We start from the raw sequence: 24,271 nt of genomic DNA on the forward strand, positions 1-24,271 counted from the left end.
CGTGAACCTTGCCCCCCTGATCCAGCTCACCCGTGGCGGCACGCCCGAATGCCTGCACTTTGGCGCCGTGGCCGTCGTCAACCGCACCGGCCAGCTCAAGGCCTTTGCGGGCAACCCGCATTTGGTCACCTTCACCCGCTCCACGCTCAAGGCCCTGCAGGCCCTGCCCTTTGTGGAGGCCGGTGGCCCCGCGCAGTTTGGATTTACCCAAGCCGAGAACGCGCTGCTCTGCGCCAGTCACAACGGCGAGGCCATGCACGTGGACGGCGCCAACAGCATGCTGGCCAAGGCCGGCCACACCTACAAAACCCTGCGCTGCGGCTGCCATGTGCCACTGCTGTTCAGCTACTTTGACAAGGGCGCGCCCGAAGGCGCCACTTTTACGGAGGCGCACAACAACTGCAGCGGCAAACACGCGGGTTTTGTGGCCTATTGCGTGCAGCACGGCCTGCCACTGGACGACTACACGGTCGCCGACCACCCGCTGCAGCAGGCGATTGCGCGTGATGTGGCGCGCGCCGTGGGCATGGACGTGCAGGACATGCCACGCGGCATTGACGGCTGCTCGGCACCCAACTTCGCCATGCCGATTTCCAATCTGGCGCGCGGCTACGCGCGCCTGGCCAGTGGCGCGCAAGACGCCGAGTTTGGCGCCAGCTTTGCGCTGCTGAGTGAAGCCATGACCGCCCACCCCGAGATGGTGAGCGGCACCGGCCGCAACGACCTGGACTTCATGCGCTTGGGCCGGGGCGACTGGGTCAGCAAGGTGGGCGCGGACGGCGTGCAGGTAGTGGGCAGCAAAAGCCGCGGCGAGGCCTTTGCGCTCAAAATCATCGACGGCAACAAGCCCGCGCTGTTTGCCGCCAGCGTGGAAATCCTGGACCAGCTGGGCTGGCTGGACGATGCGCAACGCGCGGCGCTGCAGCCCTGGCGTGCAGCCGAGATTCGCAACGCGCGCGGCCTGCTGGTGGGCGAGCGCCTCCCTGTGTTTCAACTGGAAACCCCATGAACCACAAGATCAGCTTGATTGGTGCGCCCACCGACATTGGCGCGGGCACCCGCGGCGCCAGCATGGGGCCCGAGGCCCTGCGCGTGGCCAACATCACCAGCGTACTGCAGGGCCATGGGCTGGAGGTACTGGACAAGGGCAACCTCAGCGGCCCCAGCAACCCCTGGCTGCCGCCGGTGAATGGCTACCGCCACCTGGCCGAAGTCACCGCATGGAACCGCAGCCTGCACGACGCCGTATACGCCGAGCTGCAGGACGGGCGCCTGCCCATCGTGCTGGGCGGCGACCATTGCCTGGGCATAGGGTCGATTAGCGCCGTGGCGCGCCACTGCCGCGACGTGGGCAAAAAGTTGCGTGTGTTGTGGCTGGACGCGCACGCCGACTTCAACACCAACACGCTCACCCCCAGCGGCAACATCCACGGCATGCCCGTGGCCTGCCTGTGCGGTTTTGGCCCGCAGGAGCTGATCGAGATTGGTGGCCACGTGCCGGCGATTCAAGCGAAGTGGGTGCGGCAGATTGGCATTCGTAGTGTGGACGAAGGCGAGAAGCGTTTTGTGCATGAACAGGACCTGGAGGTCTTTGACATGCGCTACATCGACGAGATGGGCATGCGCGCGGCCATGGAGCTGGCGCTGGCGCTGACCGACGCCAACACCCACCTGCATGTGAGCTTTGACGTGGACTTTCTGGACCCCGACATTGCACCCGGCGTGGGCACCACGGTGCGTGGCGGCCCCACCTACCGCGAAGCGCAGCTTTGCATGGAAATGATTGCCGACACCGGCCGCATGGCCAGCCTGGATGTGTTTGAGCTCAACCCCGCGCTGGACGAGCGCAACCGCACGGCCGAGGTGGCGGTGGACCTGATCGAATCGCTGTTTGGCAAAAGCACCTTGATGCGCAAATAAGCGAACTCGCCCGACTCAGCCCCCCTGGGTCTTGAAGACGGACACGGTCTGCACCAGCTCATTGGCCTGGCCTTTGAGGCTGCTGGCCGCAGCGGCCATCTCTTCTACCAACGCCGCATTCTGCTGGGTCGCTTGGTCCATCTGCGCCACGGCATGGCCCACTTGGGCGACACCATCGCTCTGCGCCGAGCTGGCGGCGCTGATCTCGCCCATGATCTCTGTGACGCGGCGGATACTGTCCACCACCTCAGTCATGGTGGTGCCCGCCTGGTCCACCAGCGCAGTACCTTGCTCTACGCGCTGCACGCTGGCGCTGATGAGTTGTTTGATCTCTTTGGCTGCGTCAGCACTGCGCCCGGCCAAGGACCGCACCTCGGACGCCACCACCGCAAAACCACGGCCCTGCTCACCGGCCCGTGCCGCCTCTACCGCCGCGTTCAGCGCGAGGATGTTGGTTTGGAAGGCAATACCGTCAATCACGCTGATGATGTCGGCAATCTTGGCGGACGACTCGTTGATGCCCTTCATGGTCTGCACCACCTGGCCCACCACCTGGCCTCCGCGCACGGCCACACTGGAGGCATTTTGGGCCAGGGAGTTCGCCTGTTGCGCACCATCTACGTTCTGGCGCACGGTGTGGGCCAGCGCATCCATGCTGGCCGAGGTTTGCTGCAAAGCACTGGCCTGCTGCTCGGTGCGGGCCGACAGGTCCTGGTTGCCATGGGCAATTTCGGAGCTGGCTGTGGCCACACTCTCGGCTCCCTGGCGCACCGCCTGCACCACCTGCATCAGCCCGCCACCAATCTGGTTCATCGCGCCGGTGAGCTGGCCAATCTCGTCACCGCTGCGCGACTGCAACTGCACCGTGAGGTCGCCTTGTGCAATCCGTTGCGCGGCCTCGCTGGCCTGCGCCAAGGGGCGACTCACCATATTGCGCAAGACCAGGTACACGGCTCCCGCGGTCAACAAGACCATGAAGACCCCCATGCCGGCGAACAGGTTGCGAAGGTGGCGCACTTCTGCGGTGTACTCGTCCACGTAGGTGCCGCCAGCAATCACCCAATTCCAGTTCTTCAGGTAAGAGAACGCCACCACCTTGTCACGCGCCCGGGTTTCGCCCAGCTCCTGGTTGACCCAGGGGTAGCGGATCAGGCCGTTCTTTTGCTCCAACATGTCCTTGATGAATTCACGGCCATCGGGCGACCTGGCCTCCAGCAGGTTCTTGCCCTCCTCCGCAGGGTGGACGATGAGGGTGCCGTAACTCTTGCCGGGGCGCGCGTCCAGCACATAAAAGTAGCCGGTATCGCCAATCTTGAGGGCACGCAAGGTCGCCTTGAGGTTGACCAGGTATTCGGTAAAGTCCAGCCCCACAAAAGACAGGCCAACGACAGCGCCGCTGGCGTCCTTGATGGGGTCATACCGTGTCATGTACTGGCGGCCAAATAACGTGGCCAAGCCCACAAAACTTCCGCCTTCCAGGGTGGCTTTGTAGCCGGGGTGCGCGCGGTCCAGCAAGGTACCCACGGCGCGGTCCCCCTTCTCGTTTTTGAGGGAGGTGGTGATGCGCACAAAATCATCACCTGTTTTGGCAAACACGGTGGCCACGGCGCCGGTGCTGGCGGTGAATTTGTCCACCAGCTCAAACTGCAGATTCAAAGGCTTGCCGTCCAGCGCCAGGGTGGGGGTAGGCTTGCCAGCAATCTCGACGACCGTGGCGCTATCCAGCGTAAACACACCGGGCAGATTGCTCTGAAAGGCCTTGCCCAGGCCATTGGCGCGGCTGCGCAGGTCTTTGTCCGATTCGTCCACCAGATCAACCACCAGCTTGGTCTTGTCTGCCACCTCACGGTTGGCGCGCTCTTCAATCACCTTGCCCAGCGAATACCCGATGACGGTGATCAAAACCGCAAAGAATACGCCCACCAACACCAATACGCTGGCGGACACCTTTGCACCCACACCCCATGGGTTTCCACCCGATTGCACTGTTTTCATCGCGACATCCGTCTTGTTTGGCAACCGCCTTGCAGGCATTTATGTTGCATCGCCGCATTTTGCATGCAACTCACCTGCGCAATGTCGCTGCGTCCACATGGAACACCGCCACGGTTTGCACCAGGTCTTGCGCTTGGCTGCGCAGGCTGCCGGCTGCGGCGGCCATCTCTTCCACCAGCGCCGCATTCTGTTGGGTGGCCTGGTCCATCTGGGCCACGGCGTCGCGCACTTCAGCCACACCGGTTGCCTGCGCGGCGCTGGCCGCGCTGATCTCACCCACGATTTCGGTCACCCGGCGGATGCTGCCCACCACCTCGGTCATGGTCTCGCCCGCATGGTTAACCAGCGCGCTGCCCTGCTCCACCCGTTCCACACTCGCACTGATGAGTTGCTTGATTTCTTTGGCAGCCTCAGCACTGCGCCCGGCCAGGCTGCGCACTTCGCTGGCCACCACCGCAAAACCGCGGCCCTGTTCGCCGGCCCGTGCGGCTTCCACTGCGGCGTTGAGCGCCAGGATGTTGGTCTGGAAGGCAATGCCGTCGATGACGCTGATGATGTCGCTGATCTTGCGCGAGCTGTCGTTGATGCCTTGCATGGTCTGCACCACCTGGGCCACCACCTCGCCGCCTTTGGTGGCGGTGGTGCTGGCGGCCATGGCCAGGGTGTTGGCCTCGCGTGCGTTGTCGGCCGACAGGCTGACCGCGCCGGTGAGCTGGCTCATGCTGCTGGCGGTGCGCTGCAGGTTGGCGGCGGTCTGTTCGGTGCGGTTGCTCAGGTCCTGGTTGCCGCTGGCAATTTCGGAGCAGGCCACTTCAATGCTGGCGGAGCTGCTGCGCACCGCAGCAACCGCCATATCCATGCGGCCCAGTGTGGCTTTGAGCGCTTCGCCGCCCCGGGTGGTGGTGGTGGTGTCCTGCACGTCCAGGGAAATGCTGTCGTCCCGGTTGACGCGTGCCACCAAAATGCGCAGCTCGTCTCCCTCGCGCGCCGCCTTGGCCATGTTGATGGCCATGACCGCCTCCACGCCCGACTGGATCACCACATACAAGGCGTGGATGATGATGCGGCCAAAGTCGGGTTCGGTGATGCAGTACAGGCCAAAGCCCGCTGCCTGCAGCCGGTCAAACGCAACATGGTGCACCGCAAACAACACGGCACCAAAGAGGATCACGCGCCAATCGCGGTAAACCAGAAACAGCGCGAGGGCCACAAAAACACCAAAGTGCATCTCGGACATACCACGGCTGAGCTGGATGTGCAAAGCCACAAACGACACCAAGACAAAGGTCAACACAAACCGGCTGGCCGTGGTGTACCGCGCCAACCAGAACACCCCAAAGGCGATGGCCAGCAACACCACCGTGGCCGTCACGGCCACGCCGGAATCGACAAAGTTCAGCCCCAGGGCAATGCTGACCAGCGCAGACAGGCTGATGTAGCTCAGCAGGACGCGGTCGCCCAGCATGGCCAAAGTCTCCGTGCTGGAGGTTGGTTTTTTCTGTGTCATAACGAATCCAACGGGTTGGTGGCAGGATGGGCGGGCAGAAAAATGGCCAAACCCAGCCCAGTGTATTGCGCCGAGGCGCAAGAACCTTGTGCAAAAGATGGCTTTTCCACGCCCTATTTCAGTGCTGCCCCACCCCACCGTCCAGAGGGCAAGCCACCATGGCGGCGGGCCCGGCTTTGGGATAGAGTCGAGTGGATGAATGGGCGCTTGCCCATGTCGACCCAGAGCAGGCCCGGTGCCGTGACCCAAGACCCACCCCCATCACTCACGCCTACCGAAGTACCCACCACCACGCTGGAGAGTCTGCACCTGCCCCACCGTTTTAGGGCCTGGAGCGGGTCACAGTTTGAAGACGGCAGCGACAACCTCTGGAAGCTGGCCCTCGAAGGCTCAGGCGCCGGTGCCTGGGACTGGAACCTGCTCACCGGGGAACAAATCCACTCCCAACGCTGGCAGCAAATGCTGGGCTACGAGACCGGAGAAATTGCCGACGCCAACCACGAGTTTGTGAACCGCGTGCACCCGGACGACCTGCCCCGCGTGAGCGCCACCTTCACCGACTACCTGCAGGGCCGCAGCCCGAGTTACGCCGTGGACCTGCGCCTGCGCTGCAAGGACGGCAGCTGGAAGTGGATCCACACGCGTGGCACCATCGTCAGCCGCAACACCCAGGGCCAGCCCCTGCGCATGATTGGTACCCACACCGACATCTCGGACCGCAAAACTTCAGAGACCGCCCTGCGCGACAGCGAAGAGCGCTGGAAGCTGGCGCTAGAGAGCACGGGCGACGGCGTGTGGGACTGGCACATCACCAGCGGGCGCGAGTTTTTCTCCAAACGCCTGGTGGAGATGTACGGCTTTACCGAAGCCGAGCTGGCCGACCGGCCTGAAGCGCTGGACCAACGCACCCACCCGGACGATGTGGAGGCGATGCAGCGCGACCGCCAGGCGCACTTTGACGGGCTGACCCCGACCTACTCCAACGAGCACCGCGTGCAATGCAAGGACGGCCGCTGGAAATGGGTGCACACGCGCGGCATGGTCATCAGCCGTGATGTGCAGGGCAAACCCACGCGCATGATTGGCACGCACACCGACATCACCGACCGCAAAAACGCCGAAGCGCTGGTGCGCCAGCACGCCTACTTCGACCCCCTGACCGGCCTTCCCAACCGCCGCATGCTGCGCGACCGGCTAGAGCAGGAGATCAAACGCAGCCGGCGCGACGGCCTGCAGCTCGCCATCCTGTTCATTGACCTGGACCACTTCAAGGAAGTGAACGACACCCTGGGCCACGACAACGGCGACCTGCTGCTGGTGGAGGCGGCTCGCCGCCTGCGCCAGTGTGTACGCGAGTGCGACACCGTGGCCCGCATGGGCGGCGACGAATTCACCGTGCTGCTGACCGAATTGACGCCCGGCACCGGGCTGGAGGGCCTGCTGCACAAGTTGCTGCAGACCATGGCCCAGGTGTTTCAGCTCGGGCTGGAGCAGGTGTTTGTGTCGGCCAGCGTGGGCGTGACGCTCTATCCGGCCGATGGCACCGAGGTGGAGGCGCTGTACAAACATGCCGACCAGGCGTTGTATGTGGCCAAGGGTGCGGGGCGCAATCGCTTCAGCTTTTTCACCCCGGCGCTGCAAGAGGCTGCGCTCACACGCGCTAGGCTCACCAACGATATGCGCCACGCCATTGGCCTGCAGCAGTTGCAGCTGCTCTACCAGCCGATTGTGGAACTGGCCAGCGGCGCCGTGCACAAGGCCGAGGCGCTGCTGCGCTGGCAGCACCCCGAGCGCGGCCTGATCAGCCCGGCCGCCTTCATCCCCATCGCGGAAACCAGTGGCCTGATTGTGGCCATGGGTGACTGGGTGTTTGAGCAGGCGGCGCAACAGGTGCAGGCTTGGCGCCAGAGCCTGAACCCCGCGTTCCAGATCAGCATCAACACCTCGCCCGTGCAGTTCCAGCACACCCACCCACCCGAAACCAACTGGGTCCGGCGCCTGGCAGCGATGGGCCTCCCTGGTAACAGCCTGTCGATCGAAATTACCGAGGGCGTGCTGCTGGACAGCACCACCGGCGTGACCGCCAAACTGCTGGAGTGGCGCGACGCCGGCATCCAGGTCGCGCTGGACGACTTCGGCACCGGTTATTCGTCGCTGTCGTACCTGCAGAAGTTCGACATCGACTTCATCAAGATCGACCAGTCCTTTGTGCGTGACCTGCACCCCGAGTCCACCAACTTCACGCTGTGCAAGGCGATGGTGGCCATGGCCCATGCGCTGGGCCTGCAGGTAGTGGCCGAAGGGGTGGAGACCTCCGAGCAGCGCGACCTGCTACTGCAGGCCGGCTGCGACTATGCGCAGGGCTACTGGTTTGCCCGACCCATGCCCGCCGAGGCGCTGGCCGCGTGGGTGGCGGCGCGGGCCTGAGCCCGCCGCCTCTTCTTTAGTGCATGCTGGCCAGCAGGGCCGCATTGCCCCCCGCGGCCGTGGTGTTCACCGTCACCGTCTGCTCCGCGCAGAAGCGGTACAGGTAGTGCGGGCCGCCGGCCTTGGGGCCGGTGCCGCTCAGACCTTCGCCCCCAAAGGGCTGCACGCCCACCACGGCGCCAATCATGTTGCGGTTGATGTAGATGTTGCCCACATGGGCGGCAGCGGCCAGCGCCTGGGCGCGGCTGTCGATGCGGGTTTGGATACCCAGCGTGAGACCATAACCCAGCGCGTTGATCTGGTTAATCACCTCGGCGGGCTCACCATCCCAGCGCACCACCTGCAGCACGGGGCCGAAGATTTCGGCCTCCACATGGGCAATCTGGTCCACCTCAAAGGCGTGCGGGGCAATCAGATTTGCTATCGTATTCGTAGCTGCTTGCGCAGACTCTGCGGTCGCCAGAAGCACTTTTGACTCTTTTTTCAGGCGTTGAATGTGGCGCTGGATGTTGTCAAACGCCTCGCGGTCAATCACCGGGCCCAGGTCGGTAGCCAGGTAGGCGGGGTTGCCGGCCACCAGCAGTTCGGCCGCGCCCTGCAGCATTTCGATCACACCGTCGGCAATCGCGCTGTGCACCACCAGCAGGCGCAGCGCGGAGCAGCGCTGGCCGGCCGAGCGGAAGGCGCTTTGCACCACGGCGTCCACCACCTGCTCGGGCAGCGCGCTGCTGTCCACCAGCATGGCATTGATACCGCCGGTCTCGGCAATCAGCGGGACGATGGAGCCGTCTTTGGCGGCCAGCGCGCGCTGGATGATTTTGGCCACCTGGGTGGAACCGGTGAACACCACACCGGCCACGCCGGGCTGGGCCACCAGGGCCGCGCCCACGGTCTCGCCCGCGCCGTGCAGCAGCTGCAGGGCGTCGGCTGGCACGCCCGCCGCCACCATCAGGTCCACCGCCGCCTTGGCTACGCCGGGAGTTTGTTCGGCCGGTTTGGCCAGCACGGTGTTGCCGGTGGCCAGGGCCGCGGCCACCTGGCCCATAAAGATGGCCAGCGGGAAGTTCCACGGGCTGATGCACACCCACACGCCGCGCGCGGTGAGGCGCAGGGTGTTGGTTTCGCCGGTCACGCCGTATTGGTAGCCCATCTGCGCGTTCGCAACAACCGGGCAGCTGATGGGCTGCATGATGCGCTGCGCCTCGTCCGCGTAGTAGCGCAAAAAGTCCACCGCCTCGCGCACCTCGCTCACGGCGTCGCCCCAGGTCTTGAAGGCTTCTTTCACCAGCAGCGCGCAGAACTGCGGCATGGCGTCTTGCAGCGCGTCGGCAGCTTTGCGCAGCACCACGGCGCGCGCTTCCACGGGTAGCTTGCTCCACTTTTGATAGCTGCTAGCGCAGGCAGCATAAGCGCCAGGGATGGTTTTGACATCACACTCGGGCACTGCAGGTACGGGGGTGGCGTTCAGCGCGGCCAGCAGCGGGTCGCGCATGGCGGGCACGGTCAGGTCCAGGCCGGTGCTGTTGGCGCGGGCACCGGGGTGGCTGCCAAACAGCGCGGCTGGCAGCGGCAGGCTGGGCTCGGGCTCCAGGCGCAGCGGCGAGATCAACAGTTCCTGCATGCCCACCGACTCATCGGCCAGCTGGTGCACAAAGCTGGAGTTGGCGCCGTTTTCCAGCAGGCGGCGCACCAGGTAGGCCAGCAGGTCGCGGTGCGCGCCCACCGGGGCGTAGATGCGGCAGCTGATGAGCGGGTTCTTCAGCACCTCGCGGTACACACCCTCGCCCATGCCGTGCAGGCGCTGCAGCTCAAAGGCGGCGCCAGTGCGGGCTCCCATCTGGAGGATGGCAGCAATGGTGGCCGCGTTGTGTGTGGCGAACTGCGGGAAGATGGCGTCGGGCACGGCCAAGAGCGCACGCGCGCAGGCCAGGTAGGACACATCGGTGTGGTGCTTGTGGGTGAACACAGGGTAGTGCGGCAGGCCCAACTCCTGCGCGCGTTTGATTTCAGCGTCCCAGTACGCGCCTTTGACCAGGCGGCACATGAGCTTGACATGGTGCTTGCGCGCCAGCGCGGTGACGTGCTCAATCAGTTCGAGCGCCCGTGTCTGGTAGGCCTGCATGGCCAGGCCCAGGCCGGTCCACTGGGGGCAGTGCACGGCCACGCGCACCAGCAGGGCTTCGAGCACCTCCAGCGACAGCTCCAGCCGATCCACCTCTTCGGCATCGATGGTCAGGTTGATATTGGCGGCGGCGGCGGCCATACACAACGTCCAGACACGTGGCGCCAGCACAAACAACACCTGGTCGCGGTGCGCGTCTTCGTAGCGCGGAAACAGGGCGCTGAGCTTGATGGAAATACCGTCATTTTTGGCCAAAGCCCCCGTCTTATTTGCGCGAGCAGCTATGAATTCAATAGCATCCGCATAACTCTTGAGGTAACGCAACGCGTCCGCGTCGGTGCGGGCGCCCTCGCCCAGCATGTCGTAGCTGAAGCAGACATTGGCTTTTTTGCGCGCCACGTCGGCCTCTTTCATCGCCTCGGGCATGGTTTGGCCCAGCACAAACTGGCGGCCCAGCAGCTGCACGGCGCGCAAAGTAGCCGCCACCACAGTGCGCGCGCCCAGCTTGGCCATGATGCCGGGCTCGTGCTGCGCGTCGGGCAAAAAGTGTTTGGACAGCGCAATGGCCGTGCTCGACAGGCGCGCCAGCACCTTGTCGCCGCTGGCCTCGAAGTCGGCGCGGCCTAGCTGGTCGGTGGTGAGCGCGATGGCCGTCTCGGCATCAGGCACGCGCAGCAGGGCTTCGGCCAGGCGCATCAGGGCCAGGCCCTCGGCGCTGGAGATGGGGTATTCCTTAAGCAGGCTTTCCATGGCCCAGAAGGGCGGCGGGTTGTCGCGCACGGCCTGCACCCAGGGGGCGGCCACGCGGGCGGCATCGGCCCAGTCCAGCGCGGCGGCCAGCGACTGCAGGCGGTGCGAGACGGTTTCGCCCTCGGGGCGGTACGGGGTGGGCAGGCGGGATGGGGTGACACTCTGGGACATACAAACTCCGGCGATAGGTGGAACTTGTGCGTATTTTTATGGGTTTAATGCAAAATTAATCACTATATTTACCGCCATAAATAGATTTAAATTCCCCTTCGCTGCTTGCAATATTGGCTCGCCCAAAGCGCCGTCTGTTGATGGAGGTCAAATTTGCGCCAAGAATGCAGCGCAGAATGCGCCTTAGGAGTTCCGTGCATGCCCAAGATCTGTTTGTTTGCTGTGGGGGAGCGCCGCTGGATGACGGTGCTGGCCGTGTTGGCTGGCCTGCTGGGGGTGGCCGGGGACGCACGGGCCGACCATCCGCGCGAAGTGCGCATGGGTGTGTACGCAAACGAACCCAAAATCTTCCTGAGTAGCGGACAACAGCCATCCGGTATTTTTGGCGAACTGGCGCTGGAAATGGCCCGGCGGCACAATTGGACGCTGGTACCCGTGCCGTGCGAATGGAAAGCCTGCCTGGCGGGCTTGCAAGACGGCAGTATCGACCTGATGCCGGACGTTGCGTTCACACCCGAGCGGGCCAACCTCTTTGACTTCCACGCCACCCCGGCACTGCTCAGTTGGTCACAAATCTACGCCCGCCCGGATACGACCATCCGTTCAGCACTGGACCTCAAAGACCGGCGCATTGCGGTGCTGCAAGGTTCTGTGCAGCAAGAATACCTGCGCAATCTGATGGCCGGTTTTGGTGTGCAGGCCGAACTGGTGCCTGCGGAAAACCTGCAAGAGGCCTTCAATCTGGCGTCCCGTGGCGAGGTGGACGCCGCTGTGGCCAACCGCTTTTTTGGCGACTTGCAGGCACCCCGTTTCAAGCTGGTGTCCACGCCCGTGTTGTTCCAACCCTCGCAGCTGTTTTTTGCCACCGGCAAAGGGCAAAACGCGGACCTGATTGCCGCCATCGAGTCCAGTTTGAAAACTTGGCAAGCCCAGCCCGATTCGCACTACTTTCAGGTGCTCAAACACTGGATGGAGGCGCCCCCGCGACTCTTGGTACCCACGCTGATTTGGTGGGTACTGGGTGGCTTGGGTGGGGTCTTGGTGCTGGCCTTGGGCGCCTGGTGGTTCTTGCGGCGCGAAGTTGCCGAAAAAACCCGCAGCCTGCGCGCCAGCGAAGACCGGCTCAACACCATTCTCGACAGCGTGGATGCGTACATCTATATCAAGGACACTGCGCTGCGTTACCAATATGCCAACCGCAAGGTTTGCGAGCTGTTTGGCGCCCAACCCGAACAGGTGGTGGGACAGACGGACGCCCGTTACTTCGATGCCCACACGGTCGCCAAGCTGCGGATCAACGATCTGCGCGTGGTGGAACACGGTGAGCGGGTCGAGGAAGAAGAGACCAACCGCAATGCGCTTGGAGGTCTGGAGCACACCTACCTCTCGGTCAAGCTGCCGCTGTACCGGCCCGACGGCTCCATTTACGCCTTGTGCGGCATCTCCACCGACATCTCCAAGCAAAAGCAGACTGAACGCGCCATTCACCAACTCGCGTTTTACGACCCGCTGACCCAACTACCCAACCGGCGCCTGCTGATGGAGCGCCTGCAGCAGGCCTTGGCCGCACAACAGCGCAACCAGGCCTGTGGCGCCTTGATGTTCATTGATGTGGACAACTTCAAGGACCTCAACGACACCCTGGGCCACAGCATTGGGGACTTGTTGTTGGGCGAAATTGCGGCCCGCCTATCCGCCTGCACGCGGGCGCAGGACACCCTGGCACGCCAGGGTGGCGACGAGTTTGTGGCCATGGTGCAGGGCCTGGGCCCCACGCTCAACGACGCAGTGGTGCACACGCAGCACCTGGCCGAAAAAATCCTGCGCAAACTCAGCGAGCCTTACCTCCTCGACGGCCACGGCTACCAGACCTCGGTCAGCATCGGCATCGCCATGTTTGGCGGCCCAGACTCTGACCAGGACGAGCTGCTCAAACAGGCCGACCTGGCCATGTACCAGGCCAAAGCCGATGGGCGTAACACGGTGCGCTTCTTCAACCCGCAGATGCAGGCGCAGGTAAGCGCGCGCACGGCGCTGGAGACCGACCTGCACCGCGCGCTGGAGGCCCGGCAGTTCCTGCTGTACTACCAAACACAGGTAAATCAACAGGGGCAGACCGTTGGCGTGGAAGCCCTGGTGCGTTGGCAACATCCGGTACGGGGCCTGGTGTCCCCGGCAGAATTTATCCCGGTGGCCGAAAGCTCCGGGCTGATTCTTGCCTTGGGTCACTGGATTCTGGAAACTGCCTGCACCCAGCTGGTGCGTTGGGCGGCGCATGAGAACACCGCGGGCTTGTCCATTGCCGTCAACCTCAGCGCACGCCAGTTTCGCCAGAGTGACTTTGTGGCCCAGGTGCAGTCTGTTTTGCAGGCCACCGGCGCCAACCCGCAACGCCTGAAACTGGAGCTGACAGAAAGCCAGCTGATTGACGACCTGGGCGGCGTGGTGCAAAAAATGGACGCGCTCAAGGCGCTGGGCGTACGTATTGCGCTGGACGACTTTGGTACCGGTTATTCCTCACTCAATGTGCTCAAGCGCCTGCCACTGGACCAGCTCAAGATCGACCAATCGTTCGTACACGACCTGCTGCTGGATCACTCCAGCGCCAGCATCGTGCGCGCCATCGTCACCCTGGGCGACAGCCTGCAGCTGCAGGTAATTGCCGAGGGCGTGGAAACCACCGAACAACGCGACGCCCTCGTGGCGCTGGGTTGCACCTACTTCCAGGGCTATCTGTTTGGCCGCCCGGCCCCCATCACACCGTGAACGACATTCCCGAACTCGACCGTATTGACCTGCGCATCCTGGCCAGCCTGCAGGCGGATGGGCGCCTTTCCAACCTCAAGCTGGCAGAAACCGTGGGGCTGTCACCTACCGCCGTGCTGGCACGCGTGCAGCGGCTCACCAAGGACGGTTACATCCTGGGCTACGAGGCCCGACTCAACCCGCTCAAACTGGGCGCGGGGATGATGGTGTTTGTCGAAGTACTGCTGGACAAGACCACACCCAACATGTTTGACGCCTTCAAGGCTGCGGTGCAGGTGTACCCCGAAATCATGGAGTGCCACATGGTGGCAGGGGGGTTTGACTACTTGCTCAAGACCCGCATGGCCGACATGGCGGCCTATCGGCAGTTTGCCGGTACGGTGTTGTGGCAATTACCCGGCGTGCGCGAAACCCGCACGTATGCGGTGATGGAAGAGGTCAAGAACAGCACCCACCTGCCGCTGGGCTGACGGACTTTGCAAACGGTCTTGTGGCGCTCACAATCGTCTTCTCATCAGCCCACCGGAGACTGCCATGCACCGCACCCTTCTTGCCTGCACCACCATGCTGCTTACCGCCGTCGCCAGCGCCCAGACGGTGAAGCCGGGTCTGTGGGAAATCACCAACCAGATGCAGGGGGCCGCCGGCAGCAAGGTGGATGCGGCCATGGCGCAGATGCAGAAACAAATGGCGGCCATGTCGCCCGAGCAACGCAAGATGATGGAAGACATGATGGCCAAGAAGGGGCTGCAGATGGGCACCGCACCCGGTGGCGGCGTGGCCGTGAAGGTCTGCATCACCCCCGAGATGGCCGCTCGCAACGACGTGGCGCCCCGCCAGCAGGGTGGCTGCACCCACACGGCCAGCCCCCGCACGGGCAACACGCAGAAGTTCAGCTACGCGTGTACCCAACCCTCTAGCCGCGGCGAGGGGGAAGTCACCTACACCAGCACCGAGGCCTACACCATGGCAATGAAGACCGTGACCACCCTCAAGGGCAAGGAAGAAACCATGGACATGCGGGCCAGCGGCAAGTGGCTGGGCAGCGACTGCGGCAGCGTGAAGCCCTTGGAAGGGGCCCTGTAGGCAGTTACGGGGAAAGTAGAGAGGGCAACTCATCTCAAGTTGTAACAATGTGTCAGGGTTTACCCTAAGTAATAGACAATAGCGCGATGATCAATCGTCGCCAATTCTCTTTCGCTGCCGGTGCAGCGGGCCTAGCCGGGTTTCCGGCTGTGCACGCCCAGTCCGACAAAATCATCCTCGGCCAGTCGGCCGCCTTTACCGGGCCTGCGGCCCAGCTGGGTATCCAGTTCCATGCGGGTGCCAAGCTCTACTTTGACCAGCTCAACGCCCAGGGCGGTGTAGCCGGACGCAGCGTAGAGATCCGCAAGCTAGACGATGGCTACGAACCCGAGCGCTGCGCAGAAAACACCAAAAAACTGCTGGAAGATGACGTGCTCGCGCTGTTTGGCTACATCGGCACACCCACCAGCCTGGCCGCCCTGCCCCTGGCCACCAAGGCCAAAGTGCCCTTTGTGGCCCCGTTCACCGGGGCCATGGGCTTGCGCACGCCCATGAACCGTTATGCCTTCCACGTCCGTGCGTCCTACAACGACGAAACCGCACTGATCGTCAAGCAACTGCACCACGTGGGTTTGACCAAGGTCGCAGTCTTTTACCAAAACGACGCCTACGGCAAAGCCGGCCTGGACGGCGTAACGCTGGCACTGGCGGCCTTGAACCTCAAGCCGGTGGCCGTGGCCACGGTAGAGCGCAACTCCGTGGACGTAGCCAAGGCGGTGGAAACCATCAATGCGGCCGCGCCCGAAGCGGTGGTGCAAATCAGTGCCTACAAGTCATGCGCGGCCTACGTCCGTGCGGCGCGCAAGGCGGGTTATGGCGGCGGCCTGTACAACGTGTCCTTTGTGGGCACCCAAGCCTTGGCCGACGAGTTGGGCAAAGAGGGCGCCGGTGTGGTGGTCTCGCAGGTCGTGCCATCGCCGTACACAGGCAGCAAACCGATCTCCCGCGAATTTGCCGAAGCGGTGCGCAAGACCAACGGTGGCGTACACGCCAACTTCTCCAGCATGGAGGGCTATATTGCTGCCCGCGTGTTGGCCGAAGGCCTGCGCCGCTCCGGCGCCAAGGGGGGTGCCGAGGGCCTGATCAGCGCCATGGAAAGCATTAATGGCCAGCCTTTTGGCGGCTTCAATGTGAACTTCTCGCGCAATGAGCATGTGGCCTCGAACTTTGTCGAGCTGTCCATGCTGACCGGCGACGGGCGCGTGCGCACCTAAATCGCGGCAGGGTAGCTGCGCGCCCCAAAGATCGCACTACCCACCCGCACCTGCGTGCTGCCGCTGGCCACGGCAGCGTCCACATCGGCGCTCATGCCCATGGACAAGGTGTCCAGCCCCAGCCCCGCGGCATTTAAGGCATCAAAAAGGCCTCTAGCCCTTGTAAATACTGCACAAGCAGCTACCAAATCAGGAGCAGGCTCAGGGATACACATGAGCCCGCGCAAGCGCAGGCGCGGCAGCTGGGCCACCGCCCTGGCCAATGCCAGGGCCTCGGCGGGCACCACGCCCGATTTGGTGGGGCCGCCATCCACATTCACCTGCACACACACTTGCAAAGGCGGCAAGTGCGCCGGGCGCTGCTCGCTCAGGCGCTGGGCAATCTTCAGGCGGTCGACCGTGTGGGCCCATTGAAAGTGCTCGGCCACCAGCCGGGTCTTGTTGCTCTGGATCGGGCCGATGCAATGCCATTCGATGGGTAGAGCTGCCAGCGCGGTGATTTTTTCCACGGCCTCCTGGATGTAATTCTCGCCAAACGCACGCTGGCCGGCGTCAAACGCCTGCTGCACTGCATCGGGGCCAAAGGTCTTGGAAACCGCCAGCAGCTGCACTGCGTCCACCGGCCGTCCGGCCGCCGTGCACGCCTGGGCAATGCGGGTGCGCACCGCGTGGAGATTGTCTGCAATCATCGTCATAATCTGCCAAGCGTACCAAACCCTTCCCAGCCCATCTCAGCGAAAGAGGATTCCGTGGACATTACCCAGCTGCTGGCGTTCAGCGTCAAAAACAAGGCTTCTGACTTGCACCTCTCTGCCGGTCTTCCCCCCATGATCCGGGTGCACGGCGATGTGCGGCGCATCAACGTGGAGCCGCTGGACCACAAGCAGGTGCACGCCATGGTGTACGACATCATGAACGACACGCAGCGCAAGATGTACGAGGAGTTTCTGGAGATCGACTTCTCGTTCGAGATCGATGGTCTGGCCCGCTTCCGCGTCAACGCCTTCAACCACAACCGCGGCGCGGGTGCGGTGTTCCGAACCATTCCAAGCAAAATCCTCTCGCTGGAGCAGCTCAACGCCCCCAAGATTTTTGCCGACCTGGCGCTCAAGCCCCGGGGCATGGTGCTGGTCACCGGCCCCACAGGCTCGGGCAAGTCCACCACGCTGGCGGCCATGGTCAACTACCTGAATGAAACCGAGTTTGGCCACATCCTGACGGTGGAAGACCCGATTGAGTTTGTGCATGAGTCCAAGAAATGTCTGGTCAACCAGCGCGAGGTGGGCCCGCACACGCTGAGCTTTGCCGCCGCACTGCGCTCTGCACTGCGCGAAGACCCGGACTGCATCTTGGTTGGCGAAATGCGCGATCTGGAAACCATCCGCCTGGCCATGACGGCCGCAGAAACCGGCCACTTGGTGTTCGGCACGCTGCACACGTCCAGCGCCGCCAAAACCATCGACCGGATCATTGACGTGTTCCCGGCGGACGAAAAAGAAATGGTGCGGGCCATGTTGTCCGAGTCGCTGCAAGCGGTGATCTCGCAGACCTTGTGCAAAACCAAGGATGGCCAGGGCCGCGTGGCCGCCCACGAGATCATGCTGGGCACCAGCGCGATCCGCAACCTGATCCGCGAGGCCAAGGTGGCGCAGATGTACTCCTCCATCCAGACCGGCAATAGCGTGGGCATGCAAACGCTGGACCAGAACCTGACCGACCTGGTAAAGCGCAACATCATCAGCCCCGCAGAAGCCCGCGGCAAAGCCAAAATCCCAGAGAACTTCCCGGGGTGACTGTGGAACACCCCCCGGCTTGCCCACTGCGTGTGGCCGCTTTCCCCCTTGCAGGGGGCAACACCAGCAGTCCGGCCAAGCCGGCCCTGCGGTGTTCCTGGGTTTGCGGAGCCTTGTGCTCCACCGTGTCGATTTAGCGAAAAGGAGGTGTTCTTATGGAACGCGATCAGGCAACAAAATTTATCAATGACTTGCTCAAGCTGATGGTCAGCCGCAATGGCAGCGACTTGTTCATCACCGCCGAGTTTCCGCCCGCCATCAAGGTGGACGGCAAGATCACCAAGGTCTCGCCCCAACCGCTGAACTCAGCCCACACCATGGCGCTGGCGCGTTCCATCATGAACGACAAGCAGGTGGCCGAGTTTGAGCGCACCAAGGAGAGCAACTTTGCCATTGCTCCCGCGGGCATTGGCCGCTTCCGCGCCAACGCGTTTATCCAGCAGGGCAAGGTCGGGCTGGTGCTGCGGGTGATTCCACAGGTGTTGCCCACCATCGACGGACTGGGCGTGCCCCAGGTGCTCAAGGAAGTGGTGATGTCCAAACGCGGGCTGACCATCATGGTTGGTGCTACGGGCTCGGGCAAGTCGACCACGCTGGCAGCCATGGTGGACTGGCGCAACGAAAAATCCTTTGGCCACATCATCACCATTGAAGACCCGGTGGAGTTTGTGCATGCGCACAAAAACTGCGTGGTGACGCAACGCGAAGTGGGACTGGACACCGACAGCTGGGAAGCGGCGCTGAAAAACACGCTGCGCCAGGCGCCCGATGTGATTTTGATGGGTGAGATCCGTGACCGCGAGACCATGGAGCACGCCGTGGCTTTTGCCGAAACCGGCCACCTGTGCCTGGCCACCCTGCACGCCAACAGCGCCAACCAGGCGCTGGACCGCATCATCAACTTCTTCCCCGAAGAGCGGCGCAGCCAGCTGCTGATGGACCTGTCGCTGAACCTCAAGGCTCTGGTTTCGCAGCGCCTGATTCCCAAGCAGGACGGCAAGGGCCGCGTCGCTGCCGTGGAGATCATGATCAACTCGCCGCTGATCTCTGACCTGATCTTCAAGGGCGAAGTGTCCGAGGTAAAAGAGATCATGAAAAAGAGCCGCCAGGCCGGCATGCAGACCTTCGACCAAGCGCTGTTTGACCTGTACGAAGGCAACGCCATCACCTACGAAGATGCGCTACGCAACGCCGATTCGCTGAACGACCTGCGCCTGCAAATCAAGCTCAACAGTGCACGCGGCAAGTCCACCGACCTATCCGCCGGTACCGAGAATTTCGCGATCATGTGAGACCTTGGGGTCAGACCACTCGCGAAAGCGATGTGCTCTGACCCCAACTGATTAACACTCCCCCATGCCCAACATCAACGACAAAACCTACGACCCGTCCCCCGCTTACTCCGTCGCCTTTCTGGGCCTGGGCGTCATGGGCTACCCCATGGCCGGGCACCTGGCCCGCGCCGGCCACCAGGTCACGGTGTACAACCGTACCGCTACGAAATCTATAGCTTGGTGCGCAGAATTTTCGGGGGCTAGCAGCCAATTGGGCATCCATGCCCACGCAGTCACACCACGCCAGGCAGTGCAGCAGGCCGACATCGTGTTTTGCTGCGTAGGCAATGACGCGGATTTGCGCAGCGTGACCCTGGGGACCGACGGCGCCTTTGCGGGCATGAAGCCCGGCGCCATTTTTGTGGACCACACCACTGCGTCTGCCGATATCGCGCGCGAACTTAGCGCCGCGGCGGCGGCCAAAGGCTTGCAGTTCATCGATGCGCCGGTGTCCGGCGGCCAGGCCGGTGCACAGAACGGCCTGCTGACCGTGATGTGTGGGGGTGATGCCAATGCATTTGAAACCGTCAAACCGGTGGCCATGGCGTTCTCACGCGCCTTCACGCTGCTGGGTAACAGCGGCGCCGGCCAATTGGCCAAGATGGTCAACCAGATTTGTATTGCCGGGCTGGTGCAAGGTCTGAGTGAAGCGATTGCCTTTGGCCAAAAAGCGGGACTGGACATGAACCAGGTGCTGGACGTGATTGGCAAGGGTGCGGCGCAGAGCTGGCAGATGGACAACCGTGGCAAGACCATGGTGGCCGACAAGTTTGACTTCGGTTTTGCGGTGGATTGGATGCGCAAGGACCTGGGCCTGGTGCTGGACGAGGCCAAACGCAACGGCGCCCGCCTGCCAGTGACCGCATTGGTCGACCAGTTTTACGCCGATGTGCAGCACATGGGCGGCCAGCGCTGGGACACCAGCAGCCTCATCAAACGCTTGAAATAAGGTCCCCACGCTCCGCCGCTATGCGGGTCGCTGCCCCAAAACAAAAATGGCCCTGAATGGGCCGTTTTTTATTTCTTGGTGTCTGCGGGAGGCGGTGGCTGCAAACGGGCCAGCTCGTCTTCGGAAATGATGTCCAAAATCCGCACCACACGCTGCACGCCCGACGTGGAGCTGATGACTTCGGTGGCACGTTTGGCCTCCCGCTCGGTCACACGGCCCATTACATAGGTGGTGCCACGTTCGGTCACAATTTTGAATGCGTTGGCAAACAAATCTTTGGCATCCACCAAAGCGGCCTTCACACGGCCGGTGACCAGGGAATCTGACGAACGCTGGGTCAAACTGGCATTGCCCATGACGCCCAGCTCGTTCACGATGTTGCGCACATTGTCCACACGCGACACGATCTGCTCGACCAGTTGTTTGTCTTGCGCAGTGGGCACTTCACCCGTCAACAGCACTTGGCGGTTGTAGCTGGTCACATTCACATGCACACGGTCACCGAGGTTCTCACGAATGCGGCTTGTAGCGCGTTGTTCAATGCCTTCGTCTTCCACCACCGAGCCGGAGGTGCGGCGGTCAGTGGCAACCAGCATGCCCCCTACGGCACCGCCAACGAGCAACGGAAAACATGCCGTCAGGCTGGCCAGAGAGCCCGCGAGAGCGGCTACCAAAGTTAGTCGTTTCAATTTTGAATTCATGGGTTGGTTTCCTGTTCGCCCAGCAGTTGGGCATCAACGGCGTCACAAATGCAATGCAACGCCAAAATATGGACTTCTTGAATACGTGCCGTGCGCTCGTGCGGCACACAGATATGCACATCGGTATCGCGCAGCACCTGGGCCATTTTTCCGCCCCCGCGCCCCGTGAGGCCCACCACCACCATTTCACGCGCATGGGCGGCCTCAATGGCGGCCAGCACGTTGGCGGAATTGCCGCTGGTGGAGATCGCCAGCAACACGTCGCCCGGGGCCCCGAGTGCGCGCACCTGGCGCGAGAAGATCACGTTGAAGTCGTAATCGTTGGCAATGGCCGTGATGATGGAGGTGTCGGTGGTCAGTGCGATGGCACCCAGCTCCGGGCGTTCACGCTCAAAACGACCGACAAACTCGGCCGCAAAATGTTGCGCATCGGCGGCGGAACCACCGTTGCCGCAGGCCAGCACCTTGCCACCGCTGGTGACACAGGCCAACATGGCTTGCACAGCATCCGCAATCGGCTTGCTCAAGCCTTGCGCCGACTGGTATTTCAGGTCGGCACTGTCAATGAAATGTTGTTGAATACGTTGCTCAAGCATGGGCGGGATGATACCGCGGCACCCAAATCCCCATGGGGCCCGGCGTCTTGAGATGTATCAGGATGCATCAAACGCCGCCTGCAGCCATTCGACCTGTTCCCCGTCCAGCACCACCACGTCGAAGCGGCAGGGCGGCAGCCGTGACAAACGCAACAGGTAGTGCTGTGCCGCAAACACAATGCGGCGCTGCTTGACCGCGCCCACACTGGCGGCACCACCGCCATGGCTGCTGGAAGCCCGTTTGCGCACCTCGACAAACACCAGCGTGCCATCGGGTGCGCGCATGATCAGGTCGATTTCGCCACCACCCCGTCCGGGGGTTCGATAATTGCGGGTGACCAGCACCAACCCCTGCCGTTGCAAATAACGCAGAGCGGCATCTTCTCCCGCGTCCCCCAGCTGTTTGGTGGTGGCGCTTCGTGCTGGTCGTGTTGGAAAGAACCCCATATGAGTGCGTCTTTTATCTCTGCCCTGTCCGCTGCCAAAGAGGCCGCCGGTGCGCAGCATTATCCGCAGGGCGCGTTGTACCTGGTAGCCACCCCCATTGGCAACCTGGCCGACATCAGCCTGCGCGCGCTGCATGTGCTGGCGCTGGCCGACACCATTGCCTGCGAAGACACACGCCATACCCAGCAAATGCTGCGCGCCTACGGCATCGACAAATCCTCCGGCCAGCTGCTGGCCGTGCACCAGCACAACGAGGCCCAGGCGGCTGAGGTGGTAGTGAACCGCCTGCGCCAAGACCAGCGTGTGGCCTATGTGAGCGATGCCGGCACACCCGGTATCAGCGACCCCGGCGCGCGACTGGTGGCCCAGGTGCGTGCCGCGGGCCTGCGCAGCATCCCCCTGCCCGGCGCCAGCAGTGTGACCACGGCCTTGTGCGCGGCAGGTTTGGCCGAAGGTGGTGATGGCCACAGTGGTTTTGTGTTCCGGGGGTTTCTGTCCTCCAAAGCCACTGAGCGTGCCCATGAAGTGCAGCTCCTGGCGGAAGAACGCCGCGCCGTCGTGTTGCTGGAAGCGCCCCACCGCATTGAGGCGTTGGCCCTGGCGCTAGCGCCGCTGGACACGCGCCTGGTGACCATCGGTCGTGAGCTGACCAAGCAATTTGAAGACATTGCCACGGTGGCGGCCAACGATTTCACCGCCTGGTTGGCGGCCGATGCGAACCGGCTGCGCGGGGAATTTGCGCTGGTAATTCACCCTGCCCCTGCAAGTGCCGCCCAGGCGCCAGACGACCGAGTGCTCAAACTGCTGCTGGAAGAACTACCACTGAAAACGGCCGTCAAGCTGGCCGCGGACATCACGGGCGAGGCACGCAACGCGCTGTACGAGCGGGCCCTGGCCCTGAAGCAGGGCTAAAAAGCGTTAGGCCTCTTGCCAGGCCTGCACGTAGGCGCGGCCGCGGGTCAGCACATCGGCCGCGGACGTACCGGGCACAAAAAGCTGGCTGCCAATACCAAAGCCGGTAGCGCCAGCCTTCTTCCAGGGGCCCATGCTTTCCGGGGTGATGCCACCCACGGGCCACAGATCGGTCCCGGCGGGCAGCACCGACTTCAGCGCCTTGATACCACCATGGCCCACCATCTCAGCGGGGAACAGCTTGAGCGCATGGGCGCCCGCCTGCAAGGCCGCAAAGGCTTCCGTAGGCGTGGCCACGCCGGGCGCGCACAACATGCCCAGCTCCACCGCACGGCGGATCACCGCCACATCGCAGTTGGGCGAGACCATCAGGCGGCCACCGGCTGCGTGCACGGCCTCCACATCGGCCACGGTCAGCATGGTGCCGCCGCCCACGATGGCGTCGGCCGGCAGCGTGCGTGCCAGCGTAGCAATGCACTCAAGCGCGCCGGGGCGGTTCAGCGGCACTTCCAGCGTGCGAAAACCGCTCGCGACCAAGGCCTCGCCCACGGCCTGTGCCTCGGCGGGCAACAGCCCGCGCAAGATGGCCACCAAAGGGGCGCGGCGCGCACGCGCCAGCAGTTCCAGCGAATCGCTCATAGGGGTTTCCAGTTCTGTTGGATGTGGTGGACAGCCGCCACAAAGGCAGCCTTGGCATCGAGGATGTCAAACGACAGGCCCAGGTGTTGGGCCGCGGTTTGGTAGTGGGCCGCCAACTGCGGCGAGCCCAGCAGCTTGAACGTGCCCTGCGGGCCCGTGCCTGCGCTGCCCTGCAGCACGTCTTTGAGTTCTGTACCAATCAGCAAACCGCTCAAATAGGCGGTGGTGCTGGAGGCAGGCATGTCCTTGCAGACCACACGCGCCCGGACGCTGAAAATCTGGTGGCTCAGCGCATGGTGGCCTGCGGCCCTCACGCCATCGGCAAAGGCGGTCTCGTCCCACACGGGAATCGCGCCACCAGCCGCCGCGGCCACGGTGCCATGTTTGCTGAGCAAGTCGAACAATTCACCGGTCATATAGGTGCGCAGTTGCACCACGCGACCTTCGTATAACTCCACCCATTTGCTGTGGGTGCCGGGCAGCACAAACCAGCCACTGCGGTGGCCCAGGGCCCAGGCGCCCAGCAGCTGGGTTTCTTCGCCGCGCATTACATCGGGTACGTCCTGCGCATTGCGCACGCGGTAGCCCGGAATGATGATGGCTGACACGCCGGGCGCCGCATCGGGCACCCGCATGGCATGGGCGGCCAGGTCTTGCACCGGCACACTGCTGTCGACATAGGGCACCTCGTGCCAGCCCAGCGCGCTGCCCACCATGCCGGCCAGCACTACGCCCGTGCCTTGCACGTCCAGCGCCTGCAAGCCGGCATCCAGCGCGGCGGGAAAGCGGCCTTTGCAGGCCAGGGCGCCGTCGGAATCGGAGATTTCACGCGTGAGCAGGCCATCGCCCGTGATTGCATAGGCGCGGCGGTGGGTGGTACCCCAGTCCACACCGACAATCGACACAGCAGGGTTGGCGGCCATATTTTTGGAATTCACAGTA

At 63.3% G+C, this 24,271-nt stretch carries 20 protein-coding genes; 11 read left to right on the forward strand and 9 right to left on the reverse strand.

The window, feature by feature from the left end:
* The first annotated feature begins 1 nt into the window (after position 1).
* Both AC097A_RS17595 and rocF read left to right on the forward strand, forming a co-directional pair.
* Positions 2 to 1,009: an asparaginase gene (locus tag AC097A_RS17595; RefSeq protein WP_479621847.1), complete on the forward strand. Its 1,008-nt coding sequence runs from the start codon at positions 2 to 4 to the stop codon at positions 1,007 to 1,009.
* Positions 1,006 to 1,920, forward strand: coding sequence for an arginase (gene rocF, locus AC097A_RS17600; RefSeq protein WP_479621848.1), 915 nt, complete (start codon positions 1,006 to 1,008; stop codon positions 1,918 to 1,920). The genes AC097A_RS17595 and rocF overlap by 4 nt, the downstream gene beginning before the upstream one ends.
* Positions 1,921 to 1,935: 15 nt before the next feature.
* Here the strand turns inward: rocF and AC097A_RS17605 are convergent, their stop codons facing one another.
* Positions 1,936 to 3,915, reverse strand: a complete 1,980-nt coding sequence (locus AC097A_RS17605) for a methyl-accepting chemotaxis protein (protein WP_479621849.1) — start codon at positions 3,913 to 3,915, stop codon at positions 1,936 to 1,938.
* A 70-nt stretch (positions 3,916 to 3,985) separates the two neighbouring features.
* Positions 3,986 to 5,422: a methyl-accepting chemotaxis protein gene (locus tag AC097A_RS17610; RefSeq protein WP_479621850.1), complete on the reverse strand. Its 1,437-nt coding sequence runs from the start codon at positions 5,420 to 5,422 to the stop codon at positions 3,986 to 3,988.
* 213 nt (positions 5,423 to 5,635) lie between these two features.
* Here AC097A_RS17610 and AC097A_RS17615 point away from each other — a divergent pair, with 213 nt between their 5' ends.
* On the forward strand, positions 5,636 to 7,849 hold the full coding sequence (locus tag AC097A_RS17615; RefSeq protein ID WP_479621851.1) for a putative bifunctional diguanylate cyclase/phosphodiesterase: 2,214 nt from the start codon (positions 5,636 to 5,638) through the stop codon (positions 7,847 to 7,849).
* A gap of 16 nt (positions 7,850 to 7,865) precedes the next feature.
* Here AC097A_RS17615 and AC097A_RS17620 read toward each other — a convergent pair whose 3' ends face one another.
* Entirely contained in the window at positions 7,866 to 10,892 is a 3,027-nt protein-coding gene (locus AC097A_RS17620) for an L-glutamate gamma-semialdehyde dehydrogenase (RefSeq protein WP_479621852.1), read from the reverse strand.
* A 198-nt stretch (positions 10,893 to 11,090) separates the two neighbouring features.
* On the opposite strand from AC097A_RS17620, the gene AC097A_RS17625 reads away from it, so the two are divergent.
* The 4 genes from AC097A_RS17625 (at position 11,091) to AC097A_RS17640 (ending at position 15,958) form a co-directional block, all read left to right on the forward strand.
* Positions 11,091 to 13,658 (forward strand): EAL domain-containing protein, encoded by a 2,568-nt coding sequence (locus tag AC097A_RS17625; RefSeq protein ID WP_479621853.1) that lies wholly within the window; start codon positions 11,091 to 11,093, stop codon positions 13,656 to 13,658.
* 5 nt (positions 13,659 to 13,663) lie between these two features.
* Positions 13,664 to 14,128, forward strand: coding sequence for an Lrp/AsnC ligand binding domain-containing protein (locus AC097A_RS17630; protein WP_479621915.1), 465 nt, complete (start codon positions 13,664 to 13,666; stop codon positions 14,126 to 14,128).
* Positions 14,129 to 14,192: 64 nt separating this feature from the next.
* A complete protein-coding gene (locus AC097A_RS17635; RefSeq protein ID WP_479621854.1) occupies positions 14,193 to 14,744 on the forward strand; it encodes a DUF3617 domain-containing protein in 552 nt (183 codons plus the stop codon).
* 86 nt (positions 14,745 to 14,830) lie between these two features.
* Positions 14,831 to 15,958, forward strand: a complete 1,128-nt coding sequence (locus AC097A_RS17640; RefSeq protein WP_105261636.1) for an ABC transporter substrate-binding protein — start codon at positions 14,831 to 14,833, stop codon at positions 15,956 to 15,958.
* Here the strand turns inward: AC097A_RS17640 and AC097A_RS17645 are convergent.
* Positions 15,955 to 16,653, reverse strand: coding sequence for a YggS family pyridoxal phosphate-dependent enzyme (locus AC097A_RS17645; RefSeq protein ID WP_479621855.1), 699 nt, complete (start codon positions 16,651 to 16,653; stop codon positions 15,955 to 15,957). The two genes, AC097A_RS17640 and AC097A_RS17645, sit on opposite strands and share 4 nt — an antisense overlap.
* 54 nt (positions 16,654 to 16,707) lie before the next feature.
* On the opposite strand from AC097A_RS17645, the gene AC097A_RS17650 reads away from it, so the two are divergent.
* The 3 genes from AC097A_RS17650 to AC097A_RS17660 all read left to right on the forward strand — a co-directional run bounded on the left by AC097A_RS17650 (position 16,708) and on the right by AC097A_RS17660 (position 20,034).
* Positions 16,708 to 17,751, forward strand: a complete 1,044-nt coding sequence (locus AC097A_RS17650) for a type IV pilus twitching motility protein PilT (protein WP_105261638.1) — start codon at positions 16,708 to 16,710, stop codon at positions 17,749 to 17,751.
* 155 nt (positions 17,752 to 17,906) lie between these two features.
* Complete coding sequence (locus AC097A_RS17655; protein WP_105261639.1) at positions 17,907 to 19,043, forward strand: PilT/PilU family type 4a pilus ATPase; 1,137 nt, start codon at positions 17,907 to 17,909, stop codon at positions 19,041 to 19,043.
* Between the two features lie 64 nt (positions 19,044 to 19,107).
* Positions 19,108 to 20,034, forward strand: a complete 927-nt coding sequence (locus tag AC097A_RS17660; protein ID WP_479621856.1) for an NAD(P)-dependent oxidoreductase — start codon at positions 19,108 to 19,110, stop codon at positions 20,032 to 20,034.
* A gap of 68 nt (positions 20,035 to 20,102) precedes the next feature.
* Here AC097A_RS17660 and AC097A_RS17665 read toward each other — a convergent pair whose 3' ends face one another.
* From AC097A_RS17665 to AC097A_RS17675, 3 genes are read right to left on the reverse strand one after another with little or no spacing between them, the layout of a single operon-like run.
* Positions 20,103 to 20,735 (reverse strand): BON domain-containing protein, encoded by a 633-nt coding sequence (locus tag AC097A_RS17665; RefSeq protein ID WP_479621857.1) that lies wholly within the window; start codon positions 20,733 to 20,735, stop codon positions 20,103 to 20,105.
* On the reverse strand, positions 20,732 to 21,331 hold the full coding sequence (locus tag AC097A_RS17670) for a phosphoheptose isomerase (protein ID WP_105261642.1): 600 nt from the start codon (positions 21,329 to 21,331) through the stop codon (positions 20,732 to 20,734). Before AC097A_RS17670 ends, AC097A_RS17665 begins: the two co-directional genes overlap by 4 nt.
* A gap of 57 nt (positions 21,332 to 21,388) precedes the next feature.
* The gene (locus tag AC097A_RS17675) at positions 21,389 to 21,778 is read right to left on the reverse strand and encodes a YraN family protein (RefSeq protein ID WP_105261643.1); all 390 of its coding nucleotides are present in this window, start codon (positions 21,776 to 21,778) and stop codon (positions 21,389 to 21,391) included.
* Between AC097A_RS17675 and rsmI the strand changes: the two genes are divergently transcribed.
* A complete protein-coding gene (gene rsmI, locus AC097A_RS17680; protein ID WP_315848783.1) occupies positions 21,779 to 22,690 on the forward strand; it encodes a 16S rRNA (cytidine(1402)-2'-O)-methyltransferase in 912 nt (303 codons plus the stop codon). It begins immediately after the preceding gene.
* A 6-nt stretch (positions 22,691 to 22,696) separates the two neighbouring features.
* On the opposite strand, the gene AC097A_RS17685 is transcribed toward rsmI, so the two are convergent.
* Together AC097A_RS17685 and AC097A_RS17690 are read right to left on the reverse strand one after the other, a co-directional pair.
* Positions 22,697 to 23,329, reverse strand: coding sequence for a 2-dehydro-3-deoxy-6-phosphogalactonate aldolase (locus AC097A_RS17685; RefSeq protein ID WP_479621858.1), 633 nt, complete (start codon positions 23,327 to 23,329; stop codon positions 22,697 to 22,699).
* On the reverse strand, positions 23,326 to 24,252 hold the full coding sequence (locus AC097A_RS17690) for a 2-dehydro-3-deoxygalactonokinase (protein ID WP_479621859.1): 927 nt from the start codon (positions 24,250 to 24,252) through the stop codon (positions 23,326 to 23,328). The genes AC097A_RS17685 and AC097A_RS17690 overlap by 4 nt, the downstream gene beginning before the upstream one ends.
* Between the last annotated feature and the right edge of the window lie 19 nt (positions 24,253 to 24,271).

Source organism: Rhodoferax sp. XS2R6 (assembly GCF_056521365.1).